The following is a 22,834-nucleotide window of genomic DNA, read 5'->3' on the forward strand; positions in this document are numbered from 1 at the left end:
TGGGTGGAAGTCTGGACCTCGTCGAGCCGGTCGATTCGCGGACGTGCTCGTCCGAGGCACCTCGTCGGCGGACGAGGCCCCCCGTCTTGTCCCGTCGAGGCCCCTGCTACTCCTGGGCCATGTCGACGAAGCGGCTGTAGTGGAGCTGGTGGGCGACCGTGACGGTGGCCGTGGGGCCGGCACGGTGCTTGGCGATCATCAGGTCCGCTTCGCCCATGCGGGGGTCGTCCCGCTCGAAGGCGTCGGGGCGGTGGATCAGGATGACCATGTCCGCGTCCTGCTCCAGCGAACCCGACTCACGCAGGTCCGACAGCTGCGGCTTCTTGTCCGTGCGCTGCTCCGGGCCACGGTTGAGCTGGGAGATCGCCACCACGGGGACCTCGAGCTCCTTGGCCAGCAGCTTCAGGTTCCGGGAGAACTCCGAGACCTCCTGCTGACGGGATTCGACGCGCTTGCCCGAGGTCATCAGCTGCATGTAGTCGACCACGATGAGCTGGATGTCGTGCCGCTGCTTCAGCCGCCGGGCCTTGGCGCGGATCTCCATCATGGTCAGGTTCGGCGAGTCGTCGACGAACAGCGGCGCTTCGCTGATCTCGCTCATCCGCCGGGCCAGCCGCGTCCAGTCGTCGTCGGTCATGCGACCACCGCGCATGTCGCCGAGGCGGATGCGCGCCTCGGCGGAGAGCATGCGCATCACGATCTCGGTGCGCCCCATCTCCAGCGAGAAGATGACGCTCGCCAGGCCGTGCTTGACCGACGCGGAGCGGGCGAAGTCCAGCCCGAGCGTCGAGTTGTGCGTGGGGATCATCGCCCGCGTCGCGAGGTAGAGGTGGTCGAACGCGTCGACCTCGACGCAGCGGACCGGGACGCTCTCCACCGGCCGGACGTCGGTGAACTTCAGGTCAGCGCGGTGCGCCACGGGCGCCGGCCCCATCGCTGCCAGCTGCTCGGTGGTCACGACCACCGCCTCGTCGAGCGCCCACTGGTGCTGGGCGTCGGCGATGACCGTCGTGCCGTCGGAGAACTCGACCTCGTAGCACGGGCGGTCGTGCATGACCTCGGTCGCGGCGACGACCTCGGTGGGCTTGCCGTCCGCACCGACGAGGTGGTCACCGACCGCGACCTCGCCCATCGTGGTCCAGCCGCCCGGCGTGGGCAGCACCGTGTCCAGGGCGAGCGCCTTGCCGACACCGGGCCGCGCGGCGACGATGATCATCTGACCGGCGTGGAGGCCGTTGGTCAGCGCGTCGAGGTCCGCGAAGCCGGTGGGGATCCCCTGGGACTCCCCACCCCGGGACGCGATCGCGTCGATCTCGTCCATCGTGGGCTGGAGGAGTTCCTCCAGCGCGTGGTAGTCCTCGCTGGCCTTGCGCTCGGTGACGTCGTAGATCGAGGCCTGGGCCCGGTCCACGACCTCCTCGATCGCCGCGCCCTCCGAGCCGTGGTAACCGAGCTGGACGATGCGCGTGCCCGCCTCGACCAGGCGGCGCAGGATCGCCTTCTCCGCGACGATCTCCGCGTAGTAGCCGGCGTTGGCGGCGGTCGGGACCGTGGCGATCAGGGTGTGCAGGTACGGAGCGCCGCCGACCTTGACCAGTTCCTGGCGGCGCTCGAGCTCGGCGGAGACGGTGATCGCGTCGGCGGGTTCACCGCGGCCGTAGAGGTCCAGGACGCAGTCGTAGATCGCCTGGTGCGCGGGGCGGTAGAAGTCGGTCGGGCTCAACGCCTCGACGACGTCGGCGATCGCGTCCTTGCTCAGCATCATGCCGCCGAGAACGGACTGCTCGGCAGCCAGGTCCTGCGGGGGCTGGCGCTCGAAGGTGCTGGCCCCGCCGGGTGCGCCTCCACCGCTGTCAGCGAAGTACGGGTCGTCCTCCCGCTCGTCGGGAACCGTCACCGGGACCCATCACCTCCTCCGGCCAGCAGCCTGCTCCCCGTGCGACCAGGCGATCCGATCAGCGCGTGCACCAGCCACGGTACCGAGAGCGGACCGTAGGCAGGAGAGCCCGCGCGCGAAGCTAGATCGCCCGCACAGAGCAAGCAACTCAAGTTGTGGATGAACATGGGGACAACCTGTGGATAGGCTGAACCGCCCTGGGGACAACTCCGGACAGCGTTCCGCCGCACTGGGGACAACTTGGGGACAAGTGGTCGCAGCCAAGCTGAAAGCGCAGGTCAGCGCTTGTTCGGAAGCTGTGGAAAGAATCCGTGGAAAACTCCCGGCGTGTCGCCACCACCGGCGTGTCGTTCTCAACAGCGGTAGGTGATCAGCGCACCAGAACCGTGACCGCCCGTGCACGCCCAGGAGACGGCATCGTCCACCCCGTCACGCGAATGCCGGAGTGGACGATGCCGCTGGAAGAATCCGGTACTACCGGGTCACTGCTCGCCGGTGACCTCGACGTTGACGTTGGCCGTCACGTCGGGGTGCAGCTTCACGTCGACGACGTGCTTGCCCAGCGACTTGATGTGGCCGCGCAGCGAGACCGAACGCTTGTCGATGTTCGGGCCACCGGCCTTGCGGACCGCAGCGGCCACGTCGCCGCTGCTGATCGAGCCGAACAGCTTGCCCTGCGGCGAGACCTTCGCGGTCAGCGTGACCGACTCCAGGTTCTGCAGCTGCTGCTTGAGCTCGTGGGCGTGCTCCAGGTTCCGCACCCGGCGGTTCTCCTGGACGCGACGGATCGTCTCGACCTGCTTCTGCGCGCCCTTGGTGGCCACGATGGCCAGGTTGCGGGGCAGCAGGTAGTTCCGCGCGTAACCGTCCTTGACCTCGACGATGTCGCCGGACTCGCCGAGACCGGACACGTCAGCGGTGAGGATGATCTTCATGACGTGACTCCTTCCCGAATCAGCGAGCGGTCGAGGTGTAGGGCAGCAGCGCCATCTCGCGCGCGTTCTTCACCGCGATGGCGACGTCGCGCTGGTGCTGGCTGCAGTTGCCGGTAACCCGGCGGGCACGGATCTTGCCGCGGTCGGAGATGTACTTCCGCAGCAGAGTGGTGTCCTTGTAGTCGATCAGCGTGGCCTTGTCCTTGCAGAACACGCAGACCTTCTTCTTCGGCTTGCGCACAGGCGCCTTGGCCATGGGTCTTCCTCCCGAACGAAAAACTTCCTAAGCGTTAGCTGCGGCGGCCGTCAGAACGGCGGCTCGTCGCTGAAGCCTCCACCGGACCCCGCCGGCGGGGCCGAACCCCACGGGTCGTCGGCCGGCGGGCCGGCCGGGGCGCTGCCGCCACCGAAACCGCCGCCACCACCGCGGCTGACCTTGTTGACCTTGGCGGTCGCGTAGCGCAGAGCCGGGCCGATCTCGTCGACCTCGAGCTCGACGACCGTGCGCTTCTCGCCTTCCTTGGTCTCGAAGGACCGCTGGCGCAACCGACCCTGCGCGATCACCCGCATGCCCCGGGTCAGCGTCTCGGCCACGTTCTCCGCGGCCTGCCGCCAGATGTTGCAGCGCAGGAACAGCGCCTCGCCGTCCTTCCACTCGCCGGTCTGGCGGTCGAAGGTCCGGGGCGTGGACGCGATCGTGAAGTTCGCGACCGCGGCGCCCGACGGGGTGAAGCGCAGCTCCGGGTCGGCGGTCAGGTTCCCGACCACCGTGATTACCGTTTCACCAGCCATGACCTGGGGACTCCAGTCTGGTCGTCAGCGGGTACGACGTGGTCAGGCGGACGCCTTGGCGGCACGGGCCTTGGCGGCGCGAGCGGCCTTGCGGGGCTCGACGATCTTCCGCTGGACCTTGGTCCGCAGGATCGACTCGTTGAGGTTCAGCTGACGCTCCAGCTCCTTGACGGTGGCCGGCTCAGCGTTGAGGTCCAGGACGACGTAGATGCCCTCGGAGTTCTTGTTGATCTCGAAGGACAGCCGACGACGGCCCCAGACGTCGACCTTCTCGACGGTGCCACCGTCGTTGCGGACGACGTTGAGGAAGTTCTCCAGGGACGGAGCGACGGTGCGCTCGTCCAGGCTCGGGTCCAGGATGACCATGAGCTCGTAGTGACGCATGAAGACCATTCACCTCCTGTGGACTCACGGCCACGGACTTTCCGTGGCAGGAGGGTCGTTCGCGTCGACGAACTGGTCAACGGTAGCAAGGAGGACCGACCGTCCCGACACCGCCCTCACCACCGGCGAGTCGGGAGATCGTGCAGCTCAGTGGCGGCGCAGGACCCAGGCGCGCACGAGGCCCGCGGTCACGGCCGCGAGGGAGATCGCCGCGATGAGCACCGGCAGGGCGACCCGCTCGGAGACCTCCGTGGGGAGGGCCTCCGCCTGGCCGGCCGCGCGGATCTCGTCCTGCTCGTCCTGGGCGCGCCGGCGCTCCTCGGCCTGGCGAGCCAGGTCACCCACGTCGGGCGCCATGCCGGGCACCTGCCCGTAGCGTGCCTGCGCCCACGGCAGCGACGCACCGCGCAGGCTCGGCGGCAGCATGCTGACCGCGGCCGGAGCCCCGCTGGCGGTGGGCGTGGTCGGCACCGGAGCCGTGGCGGGCGCCGACCGGGGCGGAGCCACCGGCGCGGGGGCCGGGGCCGGGGAGGTCGACTCCGGCGGCGGATCCTCGGACGAGGGCGGCGGGGACTGCTCCTCGGAGGACGGCGGAGGCTGCTCCTCCTCCGGCTCCGGGGTGTTGACCGTGACCGAGTTGCCGAGGCTGACGAGGTTGGTGAAGTGGAAGCGGACCGCCTCCACCTTGTCCTCCGGTAGGCCCAGCGAGGTCAGGCGCGGTGTCGCGGCTTGGGCGATCTCGCGGCCGGAGAAGGAGTTGGTCCCGGGTTCGGCGACGCCGAGGGTGATCGGGCTGCCTGCGGCGAACTCCTCGGAGGCCTGGGTGGCGGGACCGAAGGCCAGCGGCATGGCCAGCAGCACGGCCTGGTTGAGCTTGAAGTCCAGGGTCCCGGGCAGCACCGCGACCGGCTGCCCGGCATCGCCGGAGACGATGACGATGGGCTGGTCGACCACCAGCGGTTCAGCGGCACCGGCGGCGCCTGCGCCGAAGCAGCTGCCGGCCAGGACGGCCAGACCCGCGGCACCAGCGGACACGGTGCGGCGGAGCGCGCCGGGTTTGATGAGCGGGTTGGGGTTACCCCTGGCACCCATTGCTCGCCTCCTCGCGTACGGCTCCTGATCGACAGTCACTGTCCCAAAGCTCCTAACGCGTGAGTACCGCCTTTGGTTGCGGTGGTCCGGCAAATCCGTGGATCTCCCACCCCGTGGAACCGCCGGGTACGACGACCGGGTCGGCGGGGGCGCATAGACTGCTCGCCATGCGTATCGGCGCCCACGTTCGCGATGACGACCCCCTGACCGCCGCCGCTGAGCGCGGCGCGGAGGTGGTGCAGTTCTTCCTGTCCGACCCGCAGGGGTGGAAGGCGCCGAAGCCGCACCCGCACGCGGAACAGCTGCGCGACAGCGACGTGGACGTCTTCATCCACGCACCTTATGTGATCAACGTGGCCTCCTTGAACAACAGGATCCGCATCCCGTCGCGGAAGTCCGTCGCGCAGCAGGCCAAGGCCGCCGCGGCGGTGGGCGCGAAGGGGTTGATCGTGCACGGCGGCCACGTGACCAAGGACGACGACCCGGCAGAGGGCGTCGCGAACTGGCGCAAGCTCTTCGAGCGGCAGGCCGAGGAGGGCGGTTTCGAGGTCCCGATCCTGATCGAGAACACCGCCGGCGGCGCCAACGCGATGGCCCGGCGGTTCGACGCGCTGGCCGAGCTGTGGGACGCGGTGGGCGAGTTCGGCGCCGGGTTCTGCTTCGACACCTGCCACGCGCACGCGGCGGGCGAGGAGCTGGTCGACGCCGTGGACCGGGTCAAGGCCATCACGGGCCGGATCGACCTGGTCCACCTCAACGACTCGCGGGACGAGTTCGGGTCGTCGCGGGACCGGCACGCCAACATCGGTTCGGGCAACATCGATCCCGAGCTCCTGGTGGGCGTGGTGTCGAAGGCCGGTGCGCCGGTGGTGCTCGAGACCCCGGCGGAGGGGCAGGCCGCCGACATCGAGTTCCTGCGCTCGAAGGCGAGCTGACCAGAGGTCTTCCCGGTCAGCCCGGGTGAGAGGAGCCCGGTATCAGGGTCGCGCGCGGCTTGACGGTGTCGGCGTTGGCGGTGTTGTGCCTGCTGACGGCCGTGACCTTGGCACTGGGATACGCGAACAAGGCGCGGTGCACGGGTCCGGAGTTCAACGAGTGGGGCCGCTCGGGGCCGGACTACCAGATGCGGTCGTACCGGGACGTCTGCTACTCGGACGTCCAGAACCTGTGGGTGGGCCGGGACATCGACCGGCACGTGTTCCCGTACGTGCACGGCGGCATCGACCCGGACGGCTCGCTGTGGGGCGGGGTCGTCGAGTACCCGGTGCTGACCGGCGTCCTGATGTGGTTGGGCGCCCTCTTCGTCGACACCGACGCCGGTTTCCTGCTGTCCTCGGCGCTGCTGATGGCGCCGTTCGGGTTGGCCGTGGCGTGGTGGCTGGGCCGGTTGAGCCGCTGGCGAGCGCTGCTGTGGGCGCTCGGCCCGCCGCTGGTGCTCTACGCCTTCCACAACTGGGACCTGCCGGTGGTGGCCAGCGCGGTCGCGGCGGTGTACGTGATGCACCGCTGGCGGGCCCCGTTGGCGCGGCGGTCGACGGTGGCGGCGGTGCTGCTCGGATTGGGTTTCGCGTTGAAGGTCTACCCGGCGATCTTCGTGCTGCCGCTGGCCTTGCACGTGTTCACCGAGGGCGGCCGGGACTGGCGCGGCGCGGTGCGGGTCGCTGGCGCGGCGGCGGGGACTGCGGTGCTGGTCAACGTGCCCTTCGCGCTGGCGGGTTTCCAGGGCTGGGCCGCGTCGTTCGAGTTCCAGTCCCGGCGTCAGGTCGACATCAGCACGAACTCGGTCTGGTACTGGGGTTTCCGGCACTGGACCGGTGACGACGGCTTCCAGGACGCGATGGGGATCATCTCGCCGGGCCTGGTGCTGGCGTCGTTCGCGATCGCGTGCTGGGTCGGCTGGCTGCGGTACGAGAAGACCGGCAGCTACCCGTGGGTGCAGGTGTCGGCCGCGATGCTGTGCGGGTTCCTGCTGCTGCACAAGGTCCACTCGCCGCAGTACACGTTGTGGCTGCTGCCGTTCTTCGTGCTGGTGCAGGTGCGCTGGGGCTGGATCGCGGCGTACTTCGCGGCGGACTTCGCGATGTGCACCGGCATCTTCCGCTGGCTGCACCTGAACAACGCGGGCGAACCGAGCGGCGTCCACGACGGTTTCGCGGCCCAGGCCTTGATGATCGGCGTCTGGGGCCGCGCGGCGCTGCTGGTCGGGCTCTTCGTGGCGTTCCTCGCCACCCGCACGACCATCGACGACCGCGAGGACACTCCCGCACCGTCCCCCGCCCCGGAGGGCACCCGGGTCACCGGCTGAACCTCCCCGCCGGTTCCAGGTCCGAAGCGGGCGCCCACGAACGAAGAGGGACCTGCGGCCGAGCCGCAGGTCCCTCCTGTCGCAGGGGTCCGATCAGAAGGCGGACTCGTCGACCTCCATGAGGGAGTTGTCGGCGGCCTCGATGATCTTGCGACGACCGGTCAGCTCGGGCAGCACGTTCTTGGCGAAGAAGCGGTTCACCGCGACCTTGCCCTGGTAGAACGACTCGTCCTTGCCGGCACCGGCGTCGAGGGCGGCGAGCGCGATCTCGGCCTGCTGCAGCAGCTTCCAGCCGATGAGCAGGTCACCGACCGACATCAGGAACGAGACGGCGTGCTGGCCGACCTTGTAGATGTTCTTGATCTCGTCCTGGGCGGAGGTCAGGAACTCGAACAGCGTGCCGAGCTGGCCCTGGACGTCGCCGAGGGCCCGGGTGAGCAGCTCGCGCTCCTCCTTGAGGCGCTCGTCGGCGTTCGGGTTCTCCAGCGTCTTCTGGATCTCGCTCGCCACGTGGCCGATCGCCGCGCCCTTGTTGCGGACGATCTTGCGGAAGAAGAAGTCCTGCGCCTGGATCGCGGTGGTGCCCTCGTAGAGGCTGTCGATCTTGGCGTCGCGGATGTACTGCTCGATCGGGTAGTCCTGCAGGAAGCCGGAGCCGCCGAGGGTCTGCAGCGAGTGCGTGAGCATCTCGTAGGCGCGCTCGGAGCCGACGCCCTTCACGATCGGGAGCAGCAGGTCGTTGACGGCCTCGGCGAGGCTCACGTCGCTGCCGTCGTGCTTGCCCTGGGCGACCTGGTCCTGGTAGTCGGCCGTGTAGAGGTAGATGGCGCGCAGGCCCTCGGAGTAGGCCTTCTGCAGCATCAGGGCGCGGCGCACGTCCGGGTGGTGCGTGGTGGTGACGCGCGGCGCGGTCTTGTCGGTGCTGCGGGTCAGGTCCGCGCCCTGCACGCGCTCCTTGGCGTACTCCAGCGCGTTGAGGTAGCCGGTGGACAGGGTCGCGATGGCCTTGGTGCCGACCATCATCCGCGCGTACTCGATGACCTGGAACATCTGCGCGATGCCGTCGTGCACCTCGCCGAGCAGCCAGCCCTTGGCGGGGGTGCCGTGCTGGCCGAAGGTGAGCTCGCAGGTGGCGGAGGCGTTGATGCCCATCTTGTGCTCGACGTTGGTGACGTACACGCCGTTGCGCTCGCCGGGCTCACCGGTCTCGCTGTCGAAGTGGTACTTCGGCAGCAGGAACAGGCTCAGGCCCTTGGTGCCGGGCTTGGGCTCGATGCCCGGGCCCTCGGGGCGGGCCAGCACCAGGTGCATGATGTTCTCGGTCATGTCCTGGTCAGCCGAGGTGATGAAGCGCTTGACGCCCTCGAGGTGCCAGCTGCCGTCCTCCTGCTGGACCGCCTTGGTGCGGCCGGAGCCGACGTCGGAACCCGCGTCGGGCTCGGTGAGGACCATGGTGGCGCCCCAGCCGCGCTCGATCATGTGCTGAGCCCACTTCTGCTGCTCCTCCGTGCCGTTCTTCCAGAGGATCGTCGCGAAGTTGGGGCCCGCCATGTACATGTAGATCGGCGGGTTGGCGCCGAGGATCAGCTCCCCGGCGGCCCAGTTGACGGTCGGGGGGATGCCGTAGCCGCCGAGCTCGTCCGGCAGGCCGATCCGCCACCACTCACCGTCCATGACCGCCTGGTAGGACTTCTTGAACGACTCCGGGAGGGTCACCGAGTGGGTGGCCGGGTCGAAGTGCGCGCCCTGGCGGTCGCCTTCGACGAACGAATCGGCGAGCGGGCCGGTGGCGAGGTCGTTGAGTTCGGAAAGCACGCCACGAACGGTGTCCTGGTCGGCCTGCTCGAAAGCGCCCTTGCCCAGTCGGTCCTGCACCTTGAGGACCTCGAACAGGTTGAACTCGAGGTCTCGGACGTTGCTCTTGTAGTGGCCCATCGAAGGCTCCCTCTTGCGCGCTGCTGCGGGTGGGCCCGGCTACGAGCCCTTACTCGTCGGTAACAAGAGGGTATTACCTGGCAGTAACTTCTGTCGAGGCGACCCGTGCCACCCTCCCGGATCACCCCTTCTGAGCTGCGACGACGCCCCGGCTGAAAAATCGGGCGCGCTCTGTCAGGCCCACGTCCTACAGTGGCGGAGCCGGACATCACCCTGGGGGTGCAGATGACTGCGGTTCGTGCGGAAGCGCTGGTCAAGAGCTTCGGGTCGACTCGTGCGCTGAACGGGGTCGACCTCGAGGTGCCCAGCGGCTCGGTCCTCGGGCTGCTGGGCCCCAACGGCGCGGGCAAGACGACCACGGTGCGCATCCTGACCACGCTGCTCCGCCCGGACTCGGGCCGCGCGTTCGTCGCCGGGCACGACGTGCTCGCCGAACCGCACGCGGTGCGCCGCTCGATCGGCCTGTCCGGGCAGTACGCGGCCGTCGACGAGAACCTCACCGGCTACGAGAACCTCCACATGGTGGGCCGCCTCTACGGCATGTCCCGCTCGGCTGCCTCAGCCCGGGCTCGGCAGCTCATCGACCGGTTCAAGCTCGCGGAGGCCGCGGACCGGCCGTCGAAGGGCTACTCCGGGGGCATGCGGCGGCGCCTCGACCTGGCCGGCGCGCTGGTCGCCTCGCCGAGCGTGGTGATCCTCGACGAACCGACCACCGGGCTCGACCCGCGCGGTCGGCTGGACACCTGGGAGGTCATCGGCGAACTCGTCGCCGACGGCACCACGGTGCTGCTGACCACCCAGTACCTGGAGGAGGCCGACCAGCTGGCCGACTCGATCGCGGTCATCGACCGCGGGAAGGTGATCGCCAGCGGGACGGCCGACGAGCTCAAGTCCCGCGTCGGCGGGGAGCGCCTGGAGCTCGTCGCGGCGGACGCGGCCGACCTGCCCGTGGTGGCGCGGGTGCTGCGCGAGGTCGGCGTGGCCGAACCGCAGGTGGAGGTGGCGCTGCGGCGGGTCACCGTGCCGGTGGAAGCCGGGCCGAAGGCGCTGATCGAGGCGTTGCGCCGGCTCGACGCCGACACCATCGCGGTCAACGACGTCGGGTTGCACCGGCCGACGCTGGACGACGTGTTCCTGGGCCTGACCGGCCGGCACGCCGAGGAGGAGCAGGCATGAACGCGCTGGCCGTGAGCCTCCGCGACAGCAACGTCGTGGCGTGGCGCAACCTGATGAACATCAAGCGCAACCCGGACCTGCTGCTGGCCGGCACCGCGCAGCCGATCATGTTCGTGCTCATGTTCGCCTACGTCTTCGGCGGCAGCCTCGGCGGCGAGGCCTACCGGGAGTTCCTGATCGCCGGGATCTTCGTGCAGACCGTGGCGTTCAACAGCGCCTTCACCGTGATCGGCCTGGCCAACGACCTGCAGAAGGGCATGATGGACCGCTTCCGGTCGCTGCCCATGTCCCGGGTCGCCGTGCTGCTCGGGCGGACCACCTCGGACCTGCTGGTCAGCGTGCTGACCGTGGTGATCATGTCGCTGTGCGGGCTGATCGTCGGCTGGCGGATCCGGGGCAGCGCGCTGGACGCGCTGCTGGCGTTCGGCCTGCTGCTGCTGTTCTCGTTCGCGATGTCGTGGGTGGGGGCGTTCATCGGGCTGGTGGCGCGCAGCGTCGAGGTCGCGCAGAGCGCGGGTCTGCTGTGGATGTTCCCGGTGACGTTCGTGTCCTCGGCCTTCGTCCCGGCCGAGTCGATGCCCGGTCCTCTTCGGACGTTCGCGGAGTGGAACCCGATCACGGTGTACTCGGACGCGTTGCGGCAGCTGTACGGCAACCCCCTGCGGGTGACCGGACCACCACCGGACAGCTGGCCCGCGCAGCACGCGGTGCTGTACTCGATCGCGTCGGCGCTGGTGATCCTGGCGGTCTTCATCCCGCTCGCGGTGGCCCGCTACCGCCGCGTGGCCAGCCGATGACCCGCCGGCGCTGCTGAGAGCCGAGCGGCGTTCACACCTTGGCATGAACGCATTTCGGACTCGCGCGGTCATTCACCGGTTTCGCGGCCGACAAGCCGCACTATCCACCCGTCCCGAGTCAGCACCACGGACCGCGAGGTGGGTATGCGCCGAACGAACGTCACGTACACGGCAGCAGTGATCGCTTGCACGTCGGCTTTGCTCGCCGGGTGCGGTGGCGGCCAGGAGGGCGGAACGGGCATGCCGTCGGGTGCGCCGGCCCCACCACCACCGGCCGCCGGTGAGCAGCAGCCCGGTGGGATGGGCACCGGTGAGCAGGGCGGCGGTGAGCAGGACGGCGGCGACGCGGCTCAGGCCAAGGAGCAGCTGCAGGGCCAGCTCGACCAGCTCAACCAGGCCTCGCCGATCACCTTCGACCCGGACAGCAGCGAGCTCAGCGACCAGGGCCGGGACGCGGTGACGAAGTTCGCCGAGGTGATCAAGGCTGCTCCGCAGGACATGAAGTTCACCGTCTCCGGCTTCACCGCGTCCGGGACGAACTCCGACCAGGACAGCCAGCAGTTGTCCCAGGAGCGCGCCCAAGCGGTCGCCGACCAGCTGACGCAGGCCGGGGCTCCGGCGGACCGCCTGCAGGTCTCCGGCCAGGGCGACGCCGAGGGGGACCCGGGCGCGGCGCGCAAGGTCGAAGTCTCGCTCCAGTGAGCACCCACGAGCAGCGGGGCGGCCGAACGTCGGTCGCCCCGCTCTCACGCGTGCGGCCCGGGTGATCACGACACGGGGGCACGACCTCGCTCACGGTCCCCGGATCCGGCTCCGGTCATCCCTAGCCTGGGGCCACCACATCCGCACACGTGAGCGAACGGGGTCCCCCAATGCGCACCGTCTTCATCCACGGCGAGCAAGAGCGTTTCGACGAGGCCTGCACCGACCTGGTCGAACGCTTCACCGACCGCCACCCCGAACTCGACTCGGCGGAGCTGCTCGAGCTGCTGCTCGACGACAAGTTCCTCTCCGACGGGATGCTCGCGCACTGGCGCGAGGAGGACCTCGTCCGCGCCCTGACCGAGGTGGTGCCCCGCCGAGCCGTGCTGATCGAGTCGTGGTCGGCTGTCCCGCACCTGCTGCACCGGTGGATCGACTTCCTCGCCGACGAACGACTGCTGACCTCGACCGATTCCGTGGCGGCGCTGCACGAGGTCATCGACCAGGCGATCCCGTCCTACCTGGCCGCGATGGCGGACCCGGGCGAGTGGGGTTCGGAGAAGTTCTGGACGACGACCATGCGCGAGCTGGGCGTGGACGACTCCGACGACGCCGCGGTGGAGGCGTTCCACGAGGCGGTCGAGGCAGGTGAGCTCGACGTCGACCAGGACACGGCCGACGAGATCGCCGCCCGCGAGGCCGCCGAGCCGGAGCCGCAGCCGAGGCTGTGGTTGTGCCCGGTGGAGCTGGCCGAGGAGGCCCCGCACCGCGCGGTCGCGGCCCAGACACCGATCATCCAGCGCATCCGCACGACCGTGGAGCAGGCGGGCGAGGGCGCGGAGAAGCTGTCCGCGGCGCTGGGCAGCGACACCGCCACCGCGGAGCTGCTGCAGGAGTGGGCGCAGCGCGCGGGCCTGCTGCGCCACGTCGACGGCGGGCTGGTGCCGACGCTGATCGCAGCTCCGCTGCTGGCCGAGCCGGAAGCGCTGTGGACGAAGCTGTGGCAGAGCTTCGTGCTGCTCGACGACGCCTTCCGGGAAGGTGTCGACGCGATCGGGGTTGAGGCCGACGACGAGGACGAGCTGCCGGAGCTGGTGCAGTCCGCCCTGAGCGTGCTCCACGCGGCCGGCGAGGCGGTTCCGCTGGAGGTCCTGGCGGCCACGGCCGCCGACGTGCTGGGCGCCGAGGACCCGAAGCCGGTGCAGGACCTGCTGGCCCGGATCGTCGAGCAGTGGGAGTCGATGGAGGCGGTGCGCGTCCGGCCCGCGACGGAGGAGGAGCGCGCGGAGCTGCCGTTCGAGACGTTCGTGGAGCTGCTGCCCGCAGGCCTGTGGGCGGCCCGGGAGTCGTTGCGGGCGTTCGGCTTCCGCGTGCCGACGCCCGAGGCAGTGCGGCTGGCCCCGGCCGAGCTGGTGGCGCTGCTGTTCGCCGATGGTTCGCCGCAGGCACAGCAGTCGCTGGCCGCGACCTGGATCGAGCACCGGGGTTCGGCGCAGGCCGCCGACGAGCTGGTCGCACTGCTGGAGCTGGTGGACGACCCGGCGGTGCGGGTGCCCGCGCTGGCGCTGCTGGAGGCGACCGGCGCCGACGGCGTCGCGGCGGCGCGCGGGGTGGTCGAGGACCCGGTGTGCGGGGCGGCGGTGCGGGTGTGGCTGCAGGCCACCACCGGCGAACCGCTGGCGCGCGAGGGCGACGCGCTGCTGTTCCGCGTGGACGCGATGGCCGTGGCGCTGGAGGACGACGTGGAGGCGTTCGTCGGTGAGATCGCCGAGCGGCCGTCCGAGGAGCAGGTGCGGTTCGTGCAGGAGCTCGCCGGGAGCGGGCACGCGCACGCCGGCGCGCTGCTCGAAGCGCTGGCCGAGCACCACGCGGACGAGGAGGTCACGGCCGCGGCGCGCGCCGCGCTCGACGGCTGACCCGCGGTGACGCTGCTCATGTCCGTTTGTCCCGCTCACGACATTTGTTTAGCATCGCGAACGAACTTGTTTTCTCGGGACAGCCGCGTCCGCAACCGCGGGCGCCGTGATGAGGGGTGGCGTGGCGATGAGCACCGGGCACGACGTTCGGTTACTCGACGTCTTCAAGGGACAGCCCAAGGCGGTGTGGATCACCGCCTTCGCGGCGGTCATCGCCTTCATGGGCATCGGGCTGGTCGACCCGATCCTGCTGTCCATCGCCGAGGCGATGAACGCCGGACCGGAGCAGGTCACCCTGCTGTTCTCGTCCTACCTGGGCGTGCAGGTCGTCGCCATGCTCGTCACCGGTGCGTTCAGCGCCCGCTTCGGGCCCAAGCGCACCGTCATCACCGGCCTCGCCCTGATCGTGCTGGCGACCATCGCGTGCGCGCTGGCGAGCTCCATCGGGCAGCTCGTCGCGCTGCGCGCGGTGTGGGGCCTGGGCAACGCGTTCTTCATCGCCACCGCCCTCTCGGTGATCGTCGGCGCCGCCTCCGGCGGGCAGCAGGCCGCGATCCTGCTCTACGAGGCGGCGCTGGGCATCGGCCTGTCGACCGGGCCGCTGCTCGGCGCCCTGCTGGGCGACATCTCCTGGCGGGGCCCGTTCGCCGGCACCGCCGCGCTGATGGCTGTCGCGCTGGTCCTCTCCGCCGGTTTCCTGCCCAAGGACGGTGACCGCTCCACCCGCCGCAAGATCGGTGTCCTCGACCCGCTCAAGGCGCTCAAGCACAGCGGCCTGCTGCGCACCTCGCTCGGTTCGGCCTTCTACACCGCGAGCTTCTTCATCGTGCTGGCCTGGTCTCCGTTCGTGCTGGAGTTCGGCGCGATCGCGGTCGGCCTGGTCTTCTTCGGCTGGGGCCTGTGCGTGGCGGTCGCCGGTGTGACCCTGGCGCCGAAGCTGGCGGCCCGGTTCGGCGAGGTCGGCGGCACGATCATCGCGGTGCTGCTCTACGCGGCCGTCCTGGGCGTCATGGCGGTCGGGTCCAAGCCGGTCGTGGTCGTCGGCGTGATCCTCAGCGGACTGGCGTCGGGCCTGCTCAACACGCTGTTCACCGGGTCGGCGATGAGCGTCAGCAACGCCCCCCGCCCGGTGGCCAGCGCCGGGTACAACTTCTGCCGCTGGCTCGGCGGTGCCGCCGCGGCCACCCTGGTCGGCCACGTCGCGACCACGTTCGGGTCCGACCACGCGCCGTTCGCCGTCGGCGCGGTCCTGTGCGTGATCGCCGCGCTGCTGCTGGTGCCCGGTCTGCGCGGGAAGGCCGACGCGCACCAGGTGCCGGGCGAAGCGGCCGTGGTCGGCGAAGAGGTCTGACCGGAGCGCCGGACGGGCGTCGCCCATTGTTCGCCAACCCCTTGCACAACGGCGACGCTCGCTTACGCTCCAAGCGTTCTCGAACAGCTTGGAGGTCCTGGTGACTCCCGAACGTCGACTCCTGCCGCTGCTCACCGGCGGCCGCGCGAGCATCACCTGCCGCTACCGGTGCGGCGACCAGTGCTCCCACCACCCGCCGAACACCTCGGACAACGCCTACTTCGGACAGGTCCTGGAGCAGGTTCTCAGCCGTCGCGGCCTGCTCAAGGCCGGCGCGGTAGCCTCCGCCGCGCTCGCCGTTCCCGCGCTCGCCTCCCGGCAGGCCGCCGCCGCGCCCGGACTGGACTTCGTGCCGATCCAGCCCAACAGCGACGACGCCGTGGTGGTTCCGGAAGGATTCCAGCAGCAGGTCGTGATCCGCTGGGGTGACCCGATCCTGCCCGGGGCACCCGGGTTCGACTTCGACAACCAGACTCCCGAAGCGCAGGAAGGCCAGTTCGGCTACAACAACGACTTCTGCGCGCTGCTGCCGCTGCCCGGCCGCCGCCGGCTGATGGTCAACAACCACGAGTACGTCACCGAGGAGTTCCTCTTCCGCGGCTACGACTCCGAGAACCCGACCGAGGAGCAGGTGCGCATCTCCTGGGCCGCGCACGGGCTTTCGGTGGTGGTGCTGGAGGACAAGAAGCCGGTGATCGACCCGCTGAACCGGCGCATCACCCTCACCACCCCGTTCGAGCTGCGCGGACCCGCCGCGGGAAGCGACCTGCTCAAGACCCCGGCCGACCCGACCGGGACCCGGTCGCTGGGCACGATCAACAACTGCTCGGGTGGCGTGACCCCGTGGGGGACGATCCTCTCGGGCGAGGAGAACTTCCACCAGTACTTCGCCCACGCCGACGACGTCACCGACCCGGTCGTCGCGGAACGCCTCGCCCGCTACGGGATCAGCGGCGGCGACACCGACCGCAAGTGGGAGCGGTTCGACTCGCGCTGGGACCTGTCGCAGCAGGTCAACGAGCCCAACCGGTTCGGCTGGATCATCGAGCTCGACCCGCACGACCCGTCGTCCACCCCCGTCAAGCACACGGCGCTGGGCCGGTTCAAGCACGAGGGTGCCAACATCCGCGTCCTCGACGACGGCCGTGTCGCCGCCTACCTGGGCGATGACGAGAAGTTCGAGTACATGTACCGGTTCGTCTCCGACGGCACGGTGAAGCCGGGCTCCAGCGGACTCGCGCGCAGGCACAACATGTCGCTGCTGGATTCCGGCACGCTCTACGTCGCCAAGTTCACCGGCGACAGCCCCGACGAGGTCGACGGGACCGGCACGCTCCCCACCGACGGCGAGTTCGACGGCATCGGCGAGTGGACCCCGTTGGCGCACAACGACACCAGCTTCGTCGACGGCATGACCGCCGAAGAGGTCTACGTCTTCACGCGGCTGGCCGCCGACAAGGCGGGCGCCACCAAGATGGACCGGCCCGAGGACGTCCAGCCGCACCCGACGACCGGACGCGTCTACGCGGCCCTGACCAACAACTCCGACCGCGGGCCCGATGGCAAGGCCCCGGCCGACGAGGCGAACCCGCGCAACAGCAACAAGCACGGCCAGGTCATGGAGCTCGACGACGACCCGGCCGGCATCCGCTTCGCCTGGCGGCTGCTGCTGGTCTGCGGCGACCCGAACGACCCGAGCACCTACTTCGGCGGCTACGACAAGTCGCAGGTCAGCCCGATCACCTGCCCGGACAACGTCGCCTTCGACAGCCGCGGCAACCTGTGGATCACGACCGACTCCAGCGAAGCGCTCGGCTTCAACGACGGCCTCTACGAGGTCCCGCTGGAGGGCCCGGAACGCGGCCACGTGCGGGCGTTCCTCAGCGTCCCCCGCGGCGCGGAGGCCTGCGGCCCGGTCATCGAGGACGACCTCGTCCTGGTCTCGGCGCAGCACCCCGGCGAGGTCGACGGCGCCAACGCCGACAACCCCGTCAGCCACTGGCCGGACGGCGGCACCACGCAACCGCGGCCCTCGGTCGTCGCGGTCTGGCGCTGATCAGCGCTCGACGGCGTACTCGACAGCACCGAGCAACTCCGAGAACCGCGAGGGCGGGCACGACCACGTGCCCGCCCTCGCGGTCCTCCGTGTCCCACGACACAGCCGGGTCATCGCATCGCCCCCGCTCTCCTGCTGGGTGATCCCGCAGCGCACGTCCGCGCGACCGGCCGAAGGACGGTGCTCGACACCGTCACCGCAGCGGTGCCATCGGCCAGGCGGTCCCTCGGGACGTGTTGGCGCATCTTCGCGACCTGGTCAGCTGCTCCGGACCTGGCGGTAGAGGTGCGCCCAGCCCTGCGGTGTCACGTCTCGCGGCAGGGGCGGTACGTCGTGGACACGGCGGCCGGTGACGTTGCGGACCCGTTGCGCGAGCGATCGGCCTCGTGCCTGGTAGACGGCCTCGACGAAGGACTGGTAGTCGGACCTGCGCTCCACCGGCAGGAGTCGGCGCCGGGTGATGTGCACGATGCCGCCGTCGCAGGCCGGGACCGGGCGGAAGTGGTGCGCCGGGACCTCGCCGAGGAGCCGGAAGTCGAACCACGGCGCCCACTGGGCGTTGAGCTGACTGCCTCCGCGCGACCGCTTCCGGGCCACGTCGAGCTGCACCAGCAGCACCGCTTCGGTCCAGTGCGGGGTGGCGAGCAGGCGCCGCGTCATCGTCGTGGTGATGCCGAACGGGAGGTTGCCGATCACGGCGTGCGGTCTCGCCGGGAACCGGAACGCGCGCATGTCACCGCGATGCGTGCGGACCTGCGGGAACTCCGCGGTCAGGTGCTCGGCCCAGCGCGGGTCGAGCTCCACGGCGATCACCGGGCGTCCGAGCCGGACGAGCTCTCGGGTCAGCGCACCGCGACCCGCGCCGAGCTCGACCACCGGGTGGGCCGACGGCTCCAGCGCTCTGCTCAGGCGGCGCGTCGTCGACGGGTTGATCAGGAAGTTCTGGCCGAGTTCGCGACGCGCGCGATCGCGCGCCGTCCTGCGGCGGAAGGACATGGGACTGCTCCTGCACTCGCGAGCCGGGATGGAGACACCGGATCTCGCGGGCGCAGGCCGCTCACGGATCACCGCAGCGTTCCACCGCGCGTCGAGGAACGAGACCCGGACGCGAACGGCGACGCGATGCACGAAGCCGCGCCGCCTAGGCGGAACGCAGCCTGATGAAGAAAGCAGCCGTGCAAATTCCCATGTCGACGAACCTACAAGCGGATCCACGCGCACGAAACCGAATTTCCGCGGGACGCAGCCCACCTGATCAGCGCCTGCGTTGACGACTCTGCGTTGCCTGTTCGGTTCCTGTTCACCCGGACGTACCGGGGACATCGCCCGGTCTGCCTAGCGTGCAGGTGTCCGACGAACCCATGGAGATTCGCTTGTCCTCCCGACGAGACAACGGGCGGGTCATCCCGCTCCCCCTCGCGTCCCACCACAGCGCGAACCGGTCCTCGACCACCTGCAAGTACCGCTGCGGCAACGCCTGCCAGCACGAGGCCCCGAACACCTCCGGCAACGCCTACTTCGGCGACGTCGTCGAGGCCGTGCTCAACCGCCGCCGTGCGCTCAAGGCCACCGGCGCACTCGCCCTGACCGTCGGCGGCGCCGCCGCGCTCGGCGGCACCACGGTCGCAGCCCCGTCCGCGCCGGCCCGGAACCCCGTGCCCGGCACCGAGTTCCCGCCCGTCGCACCGAACACCCGGGACGCCGTGGTCGTCGCCGACGGCTACCAGCAGGGCGTCGTGATCCGCTGGGGCGACCCGGTCGTCGAGGGCGCGCCCGAGTTCGACCCCGCCCACCAGAGCGCCGCCGCGCAGGAGGAGCAGTTCGGCTACAACAACGACTTCGCCGAGCTCATCGCGCTCGACCGGACCGGCGCCGAGAGCCTGCTGGTGTGCAACCACGAGTACACCAGCGAAGAGCACATGTTCCTCGGCTACGACGAGAACAACCCCACCGAGGAGCAGGTCAAGATCGCCTGGGCTGCGCACGGCCTGTCCGTGGTGAAGGTCGAACGCCAGGCCGACGGAAGCCTCAAGCCCGCGCCGAGCCGCTACAACCGGCGCATCACCCTCACCACCCCGTTCGAGCTGCGCGGACCCGCCGCGGGCAGCGACCTGCTGAAGACCTCGGCCGACCCGACCGGCACGACCGTCCTGGGCACGCAGAACAACTGCTCGGGCAGCCTCACGCCGTGGGGCACGATCCTGTCCGGTGAGGAGAACATCAACCAGTACTTCGCCCACGCCGACGCGGTCACCGACCCGGTCGCCCGGGAACGCCTCGACCGCTACGGCGTGACGGGCATGGCCAGCACCCGCAAGTGGGAGCGGTTCGACGAGCGCTGGGACGTCGCGCGGGAACCCAACGAGGTCAACAGGTTCGGCTGGATCGTCGAGATCGACCCGCACGACCCGACCTCGACCCCGGTGAAGCACACCGCGCTGGGCCGCTTCAAGCACGAGGGCGCCGCGGTCACCATCGCCGATGACGGCCGCGTCGTGGCCTACAGCGGTGACGACGAGCGCTTCGACTACCTCTACAAGTTCGTCTCCCACGGCAAGGTCAAGCGCGGCACCAGCGCGCTGGCGCGCCGGCACAACACGAGCCTGCTCGACGACGGCACGCTCCACGTCGCGAAGTTCACCGGCAACAGCCCGGGCGAGATCGACGGCACCGGGAAGCTGCCCGCCGACGGCGAGTTCGACGGCGTCGGCGAGTGGATCCCGCTGGCCAGCGGGAAGGAGTCGTTCGTCCCCGGCTTCACCGCCGAGGAGGTCTACGTCTTCACGCGCCTGGCCGCGGACGCCGTCGGCGCCACCAAGATGGACCGCCCCGAGGACGTCCAGCCCAACCCGGTCAACGGCAAGGTCTACTGCGCGCTGACCAACAACAGCAACCGCGGCAGCGCGGGGAACGCGGGTGCCGACGAAGCCAACCCGCGCGTGGGCAACAAGCACGGGCACGTGCTGGAGATCGACGACGACACCACCGGGACCCGCTTCGGCTGGACCCTGCTGCTGGTGTGCGGCGACCCGGACGACCCGAGCACCTACTTCGGCGGGTTCGACAAGAGCCGGGTCAGCCCGATCTCCTGCCCGGACAACGTGGCCTTCGACCGCCACGGGAACCTGTGGCTCACCACCGACGGCAACGCGCTGGACTCCCACGACGGCCTGTTCGCGGTCCCCGTCGAAGGGCCGGAACGTGGCCACGTCAAGCAGTTCCTCACCGTGCCCACCGGCGCCGAAGCCTGCGGTCCCGTGGTGCGCGACAAGCTGGTGACCGTCTCGGTGCAACACCCGGGCGAGGTCGACGGCGCCAGCGCGGACGAGCCGGCATCGCACTGGCCCGACGGCGGCACCTCGCAGCCGCGCCCGTCGGTCGTGGCGATCTGGCGTGCGGACGGCGGTGAGATCGGCCGCGGCTGATCTCACCTTGCGAGCGCGGGGGTCCCCGGCCGGAAGGGCCAGGGGCCCTCGTTGCGCTCGAACCACCTGCGGCCACCCACCCCGCACCTGGTCCGCCGCGCCCAGGGCCACCTCACCCAGGGCAGGCCGTACCGCCCACGGCCCACATCCCCGGTGGCCGCATGGCCACAGACCGACGGCCCCCGGCCCGTGTGGCCCCGGGCTGACCCGCCCAGGTGGCCTCAGACCCCACCAACGAACTCTGCGGCGAAGGACTCGTGGTGGTGGGCTCGCCCAGCCCACCCCGCCTTGCTCACGCCCCCGCCTACGTTGCTCCGGTGGTTCCGAGCCCGCACGACCTCCAGGGCGCTGTCATGGTTCCGAGTCAGGCCACGGCGGCCCAGCGGTAGCCGGGGACCTGCACCCCCGACCCGTGAGGCCTCAGACACCCAGCCCCCGAACTCCGTCGAACTTCGCGCGAGTGTCAATTCTTCCCCACACGCTCGGGCGTGTCTTCTCAGTAGAGACCCGGCCTGGCTCGGGGTTCGCACTGCTCGCGAAGTTCGACCTCGGAAGCTCGGGGTTCGAACTTCGCGAGAACTTCGAGGCTTCACGGGGGAAGGCGCCTGGGTTGGGGGAGGGCGGGGTCACTTCCCGCCGAAGGGGGTGGGAGGCGGGAAGTGACTTCGCCTAGGTCAGCTCTTCTGGGGTTGCTGGGGGGCGGCTTTGAGGGCGATCACCGTGAAGGCGGCGGCGATCATGACGAGGCCGACGACCCAGAGGCCGGAGCGCTGGGAGCCGGTGACGTCGGCGAGGGCACCCGTGATGTACGGGGCCGCGAAGCCGCTGATGTTCCCGAGCGAGTTGATCAGCGCGATGCCGCCCGCCGCAGCGGCGCCGGCGAGGAAGTTGCTCGGCAGCGCCCAGAAGGTCGGCAGCGCGGCGCAGACGCCGACCGCGCAGACCGTCACCGCCACCATCGCCGCGATCGGGTTGCCCAAGTACAGCGCCACCGGGATCGACGCGCCGCCGAGCAGCATCGGCAGCGCCACGTGCCAGACGCGTTCGCGGGTGCGGTCGCCGTGCGCGGCCCAGAAGATCATCGCCACCGCGCCGATCACGTACGGGACCGCGGTGACCAGTCCGGTTTCCATCGTGGACAGTTCGGTGCCGTACTGGGCCTCGAAGCCCTTGATGATCGTGGGCAGGAAGAAGCCCAGGGCGTACAGGCCGTAGGCGATGCCGAAGTAGACGAACGCCAGCGCCAGGATCCGCGGGTGCGTCAGCGCCTTGCGCAGCGGCCAGGCGTGCGTGGCCTCGGTCTCGGCGCGCTCGGCCTCCAACTCGCCGGCCAGCCACTCGCGCTCCTCGGCCGCGAGCCACGTGGCCTTCTCCGGCCGGTCGGTCAGGTAGAACCAGGTGACGACGGCCAGCAGCATCGCGGGGACGCCTTCGACCAGGAACATGAACCGCCAGCCGGACAGGCCGAACACGCCGTCACCACTGGTGATCAGAGCGCTGGAGACGGTCGCGCCGATGGCGCTGGACACCGGGACGGCGGCCATGAACATCGCCACGGCCTTGGCCCGCTGCACGGCCGGGAACCAGTAGGTCAGGTAGAGGATGATGCCGGGGAAGAACCCGGCCTCGGCCACGCCCAGCAGGAACCGCAGCACCACCAGGGCCGTCGCGTTGGGCACGAAGGCCATCACGGTCGCGACGATCCCCCAGGTGATCATGATCCGGGCCAGCCACTTGCGGGCGCCGAAGCGGTGCAGGGCGAGGTTGCTCGGCACCTCGAGCACCAGGTAGCCGAGGAAGAAGACCCCGGACGCGAACCCGAAGACCGTTGCGGTCATGCCCAGTTCGTCGTTCATCCCGTTCGGCCCCGCGAACCCGATGTTCACGCGGTCCAGGTAGTTGACGAAGTACAGGAGGCACAGGAAGGGCATCAGCCGGATCGCGACCTTGCTCAGGACCCGGTTCTGCATCTCCGCTGAGGCGACGTTGCTGCTCACCGGAAGGGCATACGTGCCGCGCGGGCACCGGGTCAAGTGTCGCCCAGAGGATGGACGGCCGGTGGTTCGGGTGA

Annotated in this window: 18 protein-coding genes; 9 read left to right on the forward strand and 9 right to left on the reverse strand. The window is 70.2% G+C overall.

Going from position 1 to position 22,834, the window contains the following annotated elements; all coding sequences use genetic code 11:
- Window positions 1-106 precede the first annotated feature (106 nt).
- The 6 genes from dnaB to EIL87_RS21925 form a co-directional block, all read right to left on the reverse strand.
- Window positions 107-1,897 (reverse strand): replicative DNA helicase, encoded by a 1,791-nt coding sequence (gene dnaB / locus EIL87_RS21900; protein WP_125092476.1) that lies wholly within the window; start codon window positions 1,895-1,897, stop codon window positions 107-109.
- A 482-nt stretch (window positions 1,898-2,379) separates the two neighbouring features.
- Complete coding sequence (rplI, locus tag EIL87_RS21905; protein WP_125092477.1) at window positions 2,380-2,832, reverse strand: 50S ribosomal protein L9; 453 nt, start codon at window positions 2,830-2,832, stop codon at window positions 2,380-2,382.
- Between the two features lie 19 nt (window positions 2,833-2,851).
- Window positions 2,852-3,088: a 30S ribosomal protein S18 gene (gene rpsR, locus EIL87_RS21910; protein WP_093419808.1), complete on the reverse strand. Its 237-nt coding sequence runs from the start codon at window positions 3,086-3,088 to the stop codon at window positions 2,852-2,854.
- Between the two features lie 50 nt (window positions 3,089-3,138).
- A complete protein-coding gene (locus EIL87_RS21915) occupies window positions 3,139-3,624 on the reverse strand; it encodes a single-stranded DNA-binding protein (protein WP_125092478.1) in 486 nt (161 codons plus the stop codon).
- Between the two features lie 42 nt (window positions 3,625-3,666).
- Complete coding sequence (gene rpsF / locus EIL87_RS21920) at window positions 3,667-4,017, reverse strand: 30S ribosomal protein S6 (protein WP_199740554.1); 351 nt, start codon at window positions 4,015-4,017, stop codon at window positions 3,667-3,669.
- A 138-nt stretch (window positions 4,018-4,155) separates the two neighbouring features.
- Window positions 4,156-5,100 carry a hypothetical protein gene (locus EIL87_RS21925; protein WP_125092479.1) on the reverse strand — a complete coding sequence of 315 codons (945 nt, stop codon included), beginning with the start codon at window positions 5,098-5,100 and terminating at the stop codon, window positions 4,156-4,158.
- A gap of 167 nt (window positions 5,101-5,267) precedes the next feature.
- On the opposite strand from EIL87_RS21925, the gene EIL87_RS21930 reads away from it, so the two are divergent.
- Both EIL87_RS21930 and EIL87_RS21935 read left to right on the forward strand, forming a co-directional pair.
- Window positions 5,268-6,035 carry a deoxyribonuclease IV gene (locus EIL87_RS21930; RefSeq protein WP_125092480.1) on the forward strand — a complete coding sequence of 256 codons (768 nt, stop codon included), beginning with the start codon at window positions 5,268-5,270 and terminating at the stop codon, window positions 6,033-6,035.
- A 101-nt stretch (window positions 6,036-6,136) separates the two neighbouring features.
- Window positions 6,137-7,405 carry a glycosyltransferase family 87 protein gene (locus EIL87_RS21935; protein ID WP_325049501.1) on the forward strand — a complete coding sequence of 423 codons (1,269 nt, stop codon included), beginning with the start codon at window positions 6,137-6,139 and terminating at the stop codon, window positions 7,403-7,405.
- 93 nt (window positions 7,406-7,498) lie between these two features.
- Here EIL87_RS21935 and EIL87_RS21940 read toward each other — a convergent pair whose 3' ends face one another.
- On the reverse strand, window positions 7,499-9,340 hold the full coding sequence (locus EIL87_RS21940) for an acyl-CoA dehydrogenase (RefSeq protein WP_125092481.1): 1,842 nt from the start codon (window positions 9,338-9,340) through the stop codon (window positions 7,499-7,501).
- 225 nt (window positions 9,341-9,565) lie between these two features.
- Between EIL87_RS21940 and EIL87_RS21945 the strand changes: the two genes are divergently transcribed.
- The 6 genes from EIL87_RS21945 (at window position 9,566) to EIL87_RS21970 (ending at window position 17,338) form a co-directional block, all read left to right on the forward strand.
- Entirely contained in the window at window positions 9,566-10,516 is a 951-nt protein-coding gene (locus tag EIL87_RS21945) for an ATP-binding cassette domain-containing protein (protein WP_125092482.1), read from the forward strand.
- On the forward strand, window positions 10,513-11,313 hold the full coding sequence (locus tag EIL87_RS21950) for an ABC transporter permease (protein ID WP_125092483.1): 801 nt from the start codon (window positions 10,513-10,515) through the stop codon (window positions 11,311-11,313). The genes EIL87_RS21945 and EIL87_RS21950 overlap by 4 nt, the downstream gene beginning before the upstream one ends.
- Window positions 11,314-11,490: 177 nt before the next feature.
- The gene (locus tag EIL87_RS21955) at window positions 11,491-12,015 is read left to right on the forward strand and encodes an OmpA family protein (RefSeq protein ID WP_158628684.1); all 525 of its coding nucleotides are present in this window, start codon (window positions 11,491-11,493) and stop codon (window positions 12,013-12,015) included.
- Between the two features lie 170 nt (window positions 12,016-12,185).
- Entirely contained in the window at window positions 12,186-13,931 is a 1,746-nt protein-coding gene (locus EIL87_RS21960; protein WP_125092485.1) for a hypothetical protein, read from the forward strand.
- Window positions 13,932-14,058: 127 nt separating this feature from the next.
- A complete protein-coding gene (locus EIL87_RS21965) occupies window positions 14,059-15,282 on the forward strand; it encodes an MFS transporter (RefSeq protein WP_125092486.1) in 1,224 nt (407 codons plus the stop codon).
- 100 nt (window positions 15,283-15,382) lie between these two features.
- Complete coding sequence (locus EIL87_RS21970) at window positions 15,383-17,338, forward strand: PhoX family protein (RefSeq protein WP_407690566.1); 1,956 nt, start codon at window positions 15,383-15,385, stop codon at window positions 17,336-17,338.
- Window positions 17,339-17,596: 258 nt separating this feature from the next.
- Here EIL87_RS21970 and erm read toward each other — a convergent pair whose 3' ends face one another.
- A complete protein-coding gene (erm, locus tag EIL87_RS21975; RefSeq protein ID WP_158628685.1) occupies window positions 17,597-18,334 on the reverse strand; it encodes a 23S ribosomal RNA methyltransferase Erm in 738 nt (245 codons plus the stop codon).
- A gap of 377 nt (window positions 18,335-18,711) precedes the next feature.
- Between erm and EIL87_RS21980 the strand changes: the two genes are divergently transcribed.
- Entirely contained in the window at window positions 18,712-20,763 is a 2,052-nt protein-coding gene (locus EIL87_RS21980) for a PhoX family protein (RefSeq protein ID WP_233576477.1), read from the forward strand.
- A gap of 674 nt (window positions 20,764-21,437) precedes the next feature.
- Here EIL87_RS21980 and EIL87_RS21985 read toward each other — a convergent pair.
- Window positions 21,438-22,733 (reverse strand): MFS transporter, encoded by a 1,296-nt coding sequence (locus EIL87_RS21985; RefSeq protein WP_125092658.1) that lies wholly within the window; start codon window positions 22,731-22,733, stop codon window positions 21,438-21,440.
- Window positions 22,734-22,834 lie beyond the last annotated feature (101 nt).

It is taken from the genome of Saccharopolyspora rhizosphaerae, assembly GCF_003931915.1.
Classification (GTDB): Bacteria; Actinomycetota; Actinomycetes; order Mycobacteriales; family Pseudonocardiaceae; genus Saccharopolyspora; species Saccharopolyspora rhizosphaerae.

What these genes read in the sequence shown, in the direction of transcription:
- rplI (WP_125092477.1), bottom strand. Translation starts at nt 2,832, where the DNA reads ATGAAGATCATCCTCACCGCTGACGTGTCCGGTCTCGGCGAGTCCGGC.
- rpsR (WP_093419808.1), bottom strand. Translation starts at nt 3,088, where the DNA reads ATGGCCAAGGCGCCTGTGCGCAAGCCGAAGAAGAAGGTCTGCGTGTTC.
- EIL87_RS21915 (WP_125092478.1), bottom strand. Translation starts at nt 3,624, where the DNA reads ATGGCTGGTGAAACGGTAATCACGGTGGTCGGGAACCTGACCGCCGAC.
- rpsF (WP_199740554.1), bottom strand. Translation starts at nt 4,017, where the DNA reads ATGGTCTTCATGCGTCACTACGAGCTCATGGTCATCCTGGACCCGAGC.
- EIL87_RS21925 (WP_125092479.1), bottom strand. Translation starts at nt 5,100, where the DNA reads ATGGGTGCCAGGGGTAACCCCAACCCGCTCATCAAACCCGGCGCGCTC.
- EIL87_RS21930 (WP_125092480.1), top strand. Translation starts at nt 5,268, where the DNA reads ATGCGTATCGGCGCCCACGTTCGCGATGACGACCCCCTGACCGCCGCC.
- EIL87_RS21940 (WP_125092481.1), bottom strand. Translation starts at nt 9,340, where the DNA reads ATGGGCCACTACAAGAGCAACGTCCGAGACCTCGAGTTCAACCTGTTC.
- EIL87_RS21945 (WP_125092482.1), top strand. Translation starts at nt 9,566, where the DNA reads ATGACTGCGGTTCGTGCGGAAGCGCTGGTCAAGAGCTTCGGGTCGACT.
- EIL87_RS21950 (WP_125092483.1), top strand. Translation starts at nt 10,513, where the DNA reads ATGAACGCGCTGGCCGTGAGCCTCCGCGACAGCAACGTCGTGGCGTGG.
- EIL87_RS21960 (WP_125092485.1), top strand. Translation starts at nt 12,186, where the DNA reads ATGCGCACCGTCTTCATCCACGGCGAGCAAGAGCGTTTCGACGAGGCC.
- EIL87_RS21965 (WP_125092486.1), top strand. Translation starts at nt 14,059, where the DNA reads ATGAGCACCGGGCACGACGTTCGGTTACTCGACGTCTTCAAGGGACAG.
- erm (WP_158628685.1), bottom strand. Translation starts at nt 18,334, where the DNA reads ATGTCCTTCCGCCGCAGGACGGCGCGCGATCGCGCGCGTCGCGAACTC.
- EIL87_RS21985 (WP_125092658.1), bottom strand. Translation starts at nt 22,733, where the DNA reads ATGCAGAACCGGGTCCTGAGCAAGGTCGCGATCCGGCTGATGCCCTTC.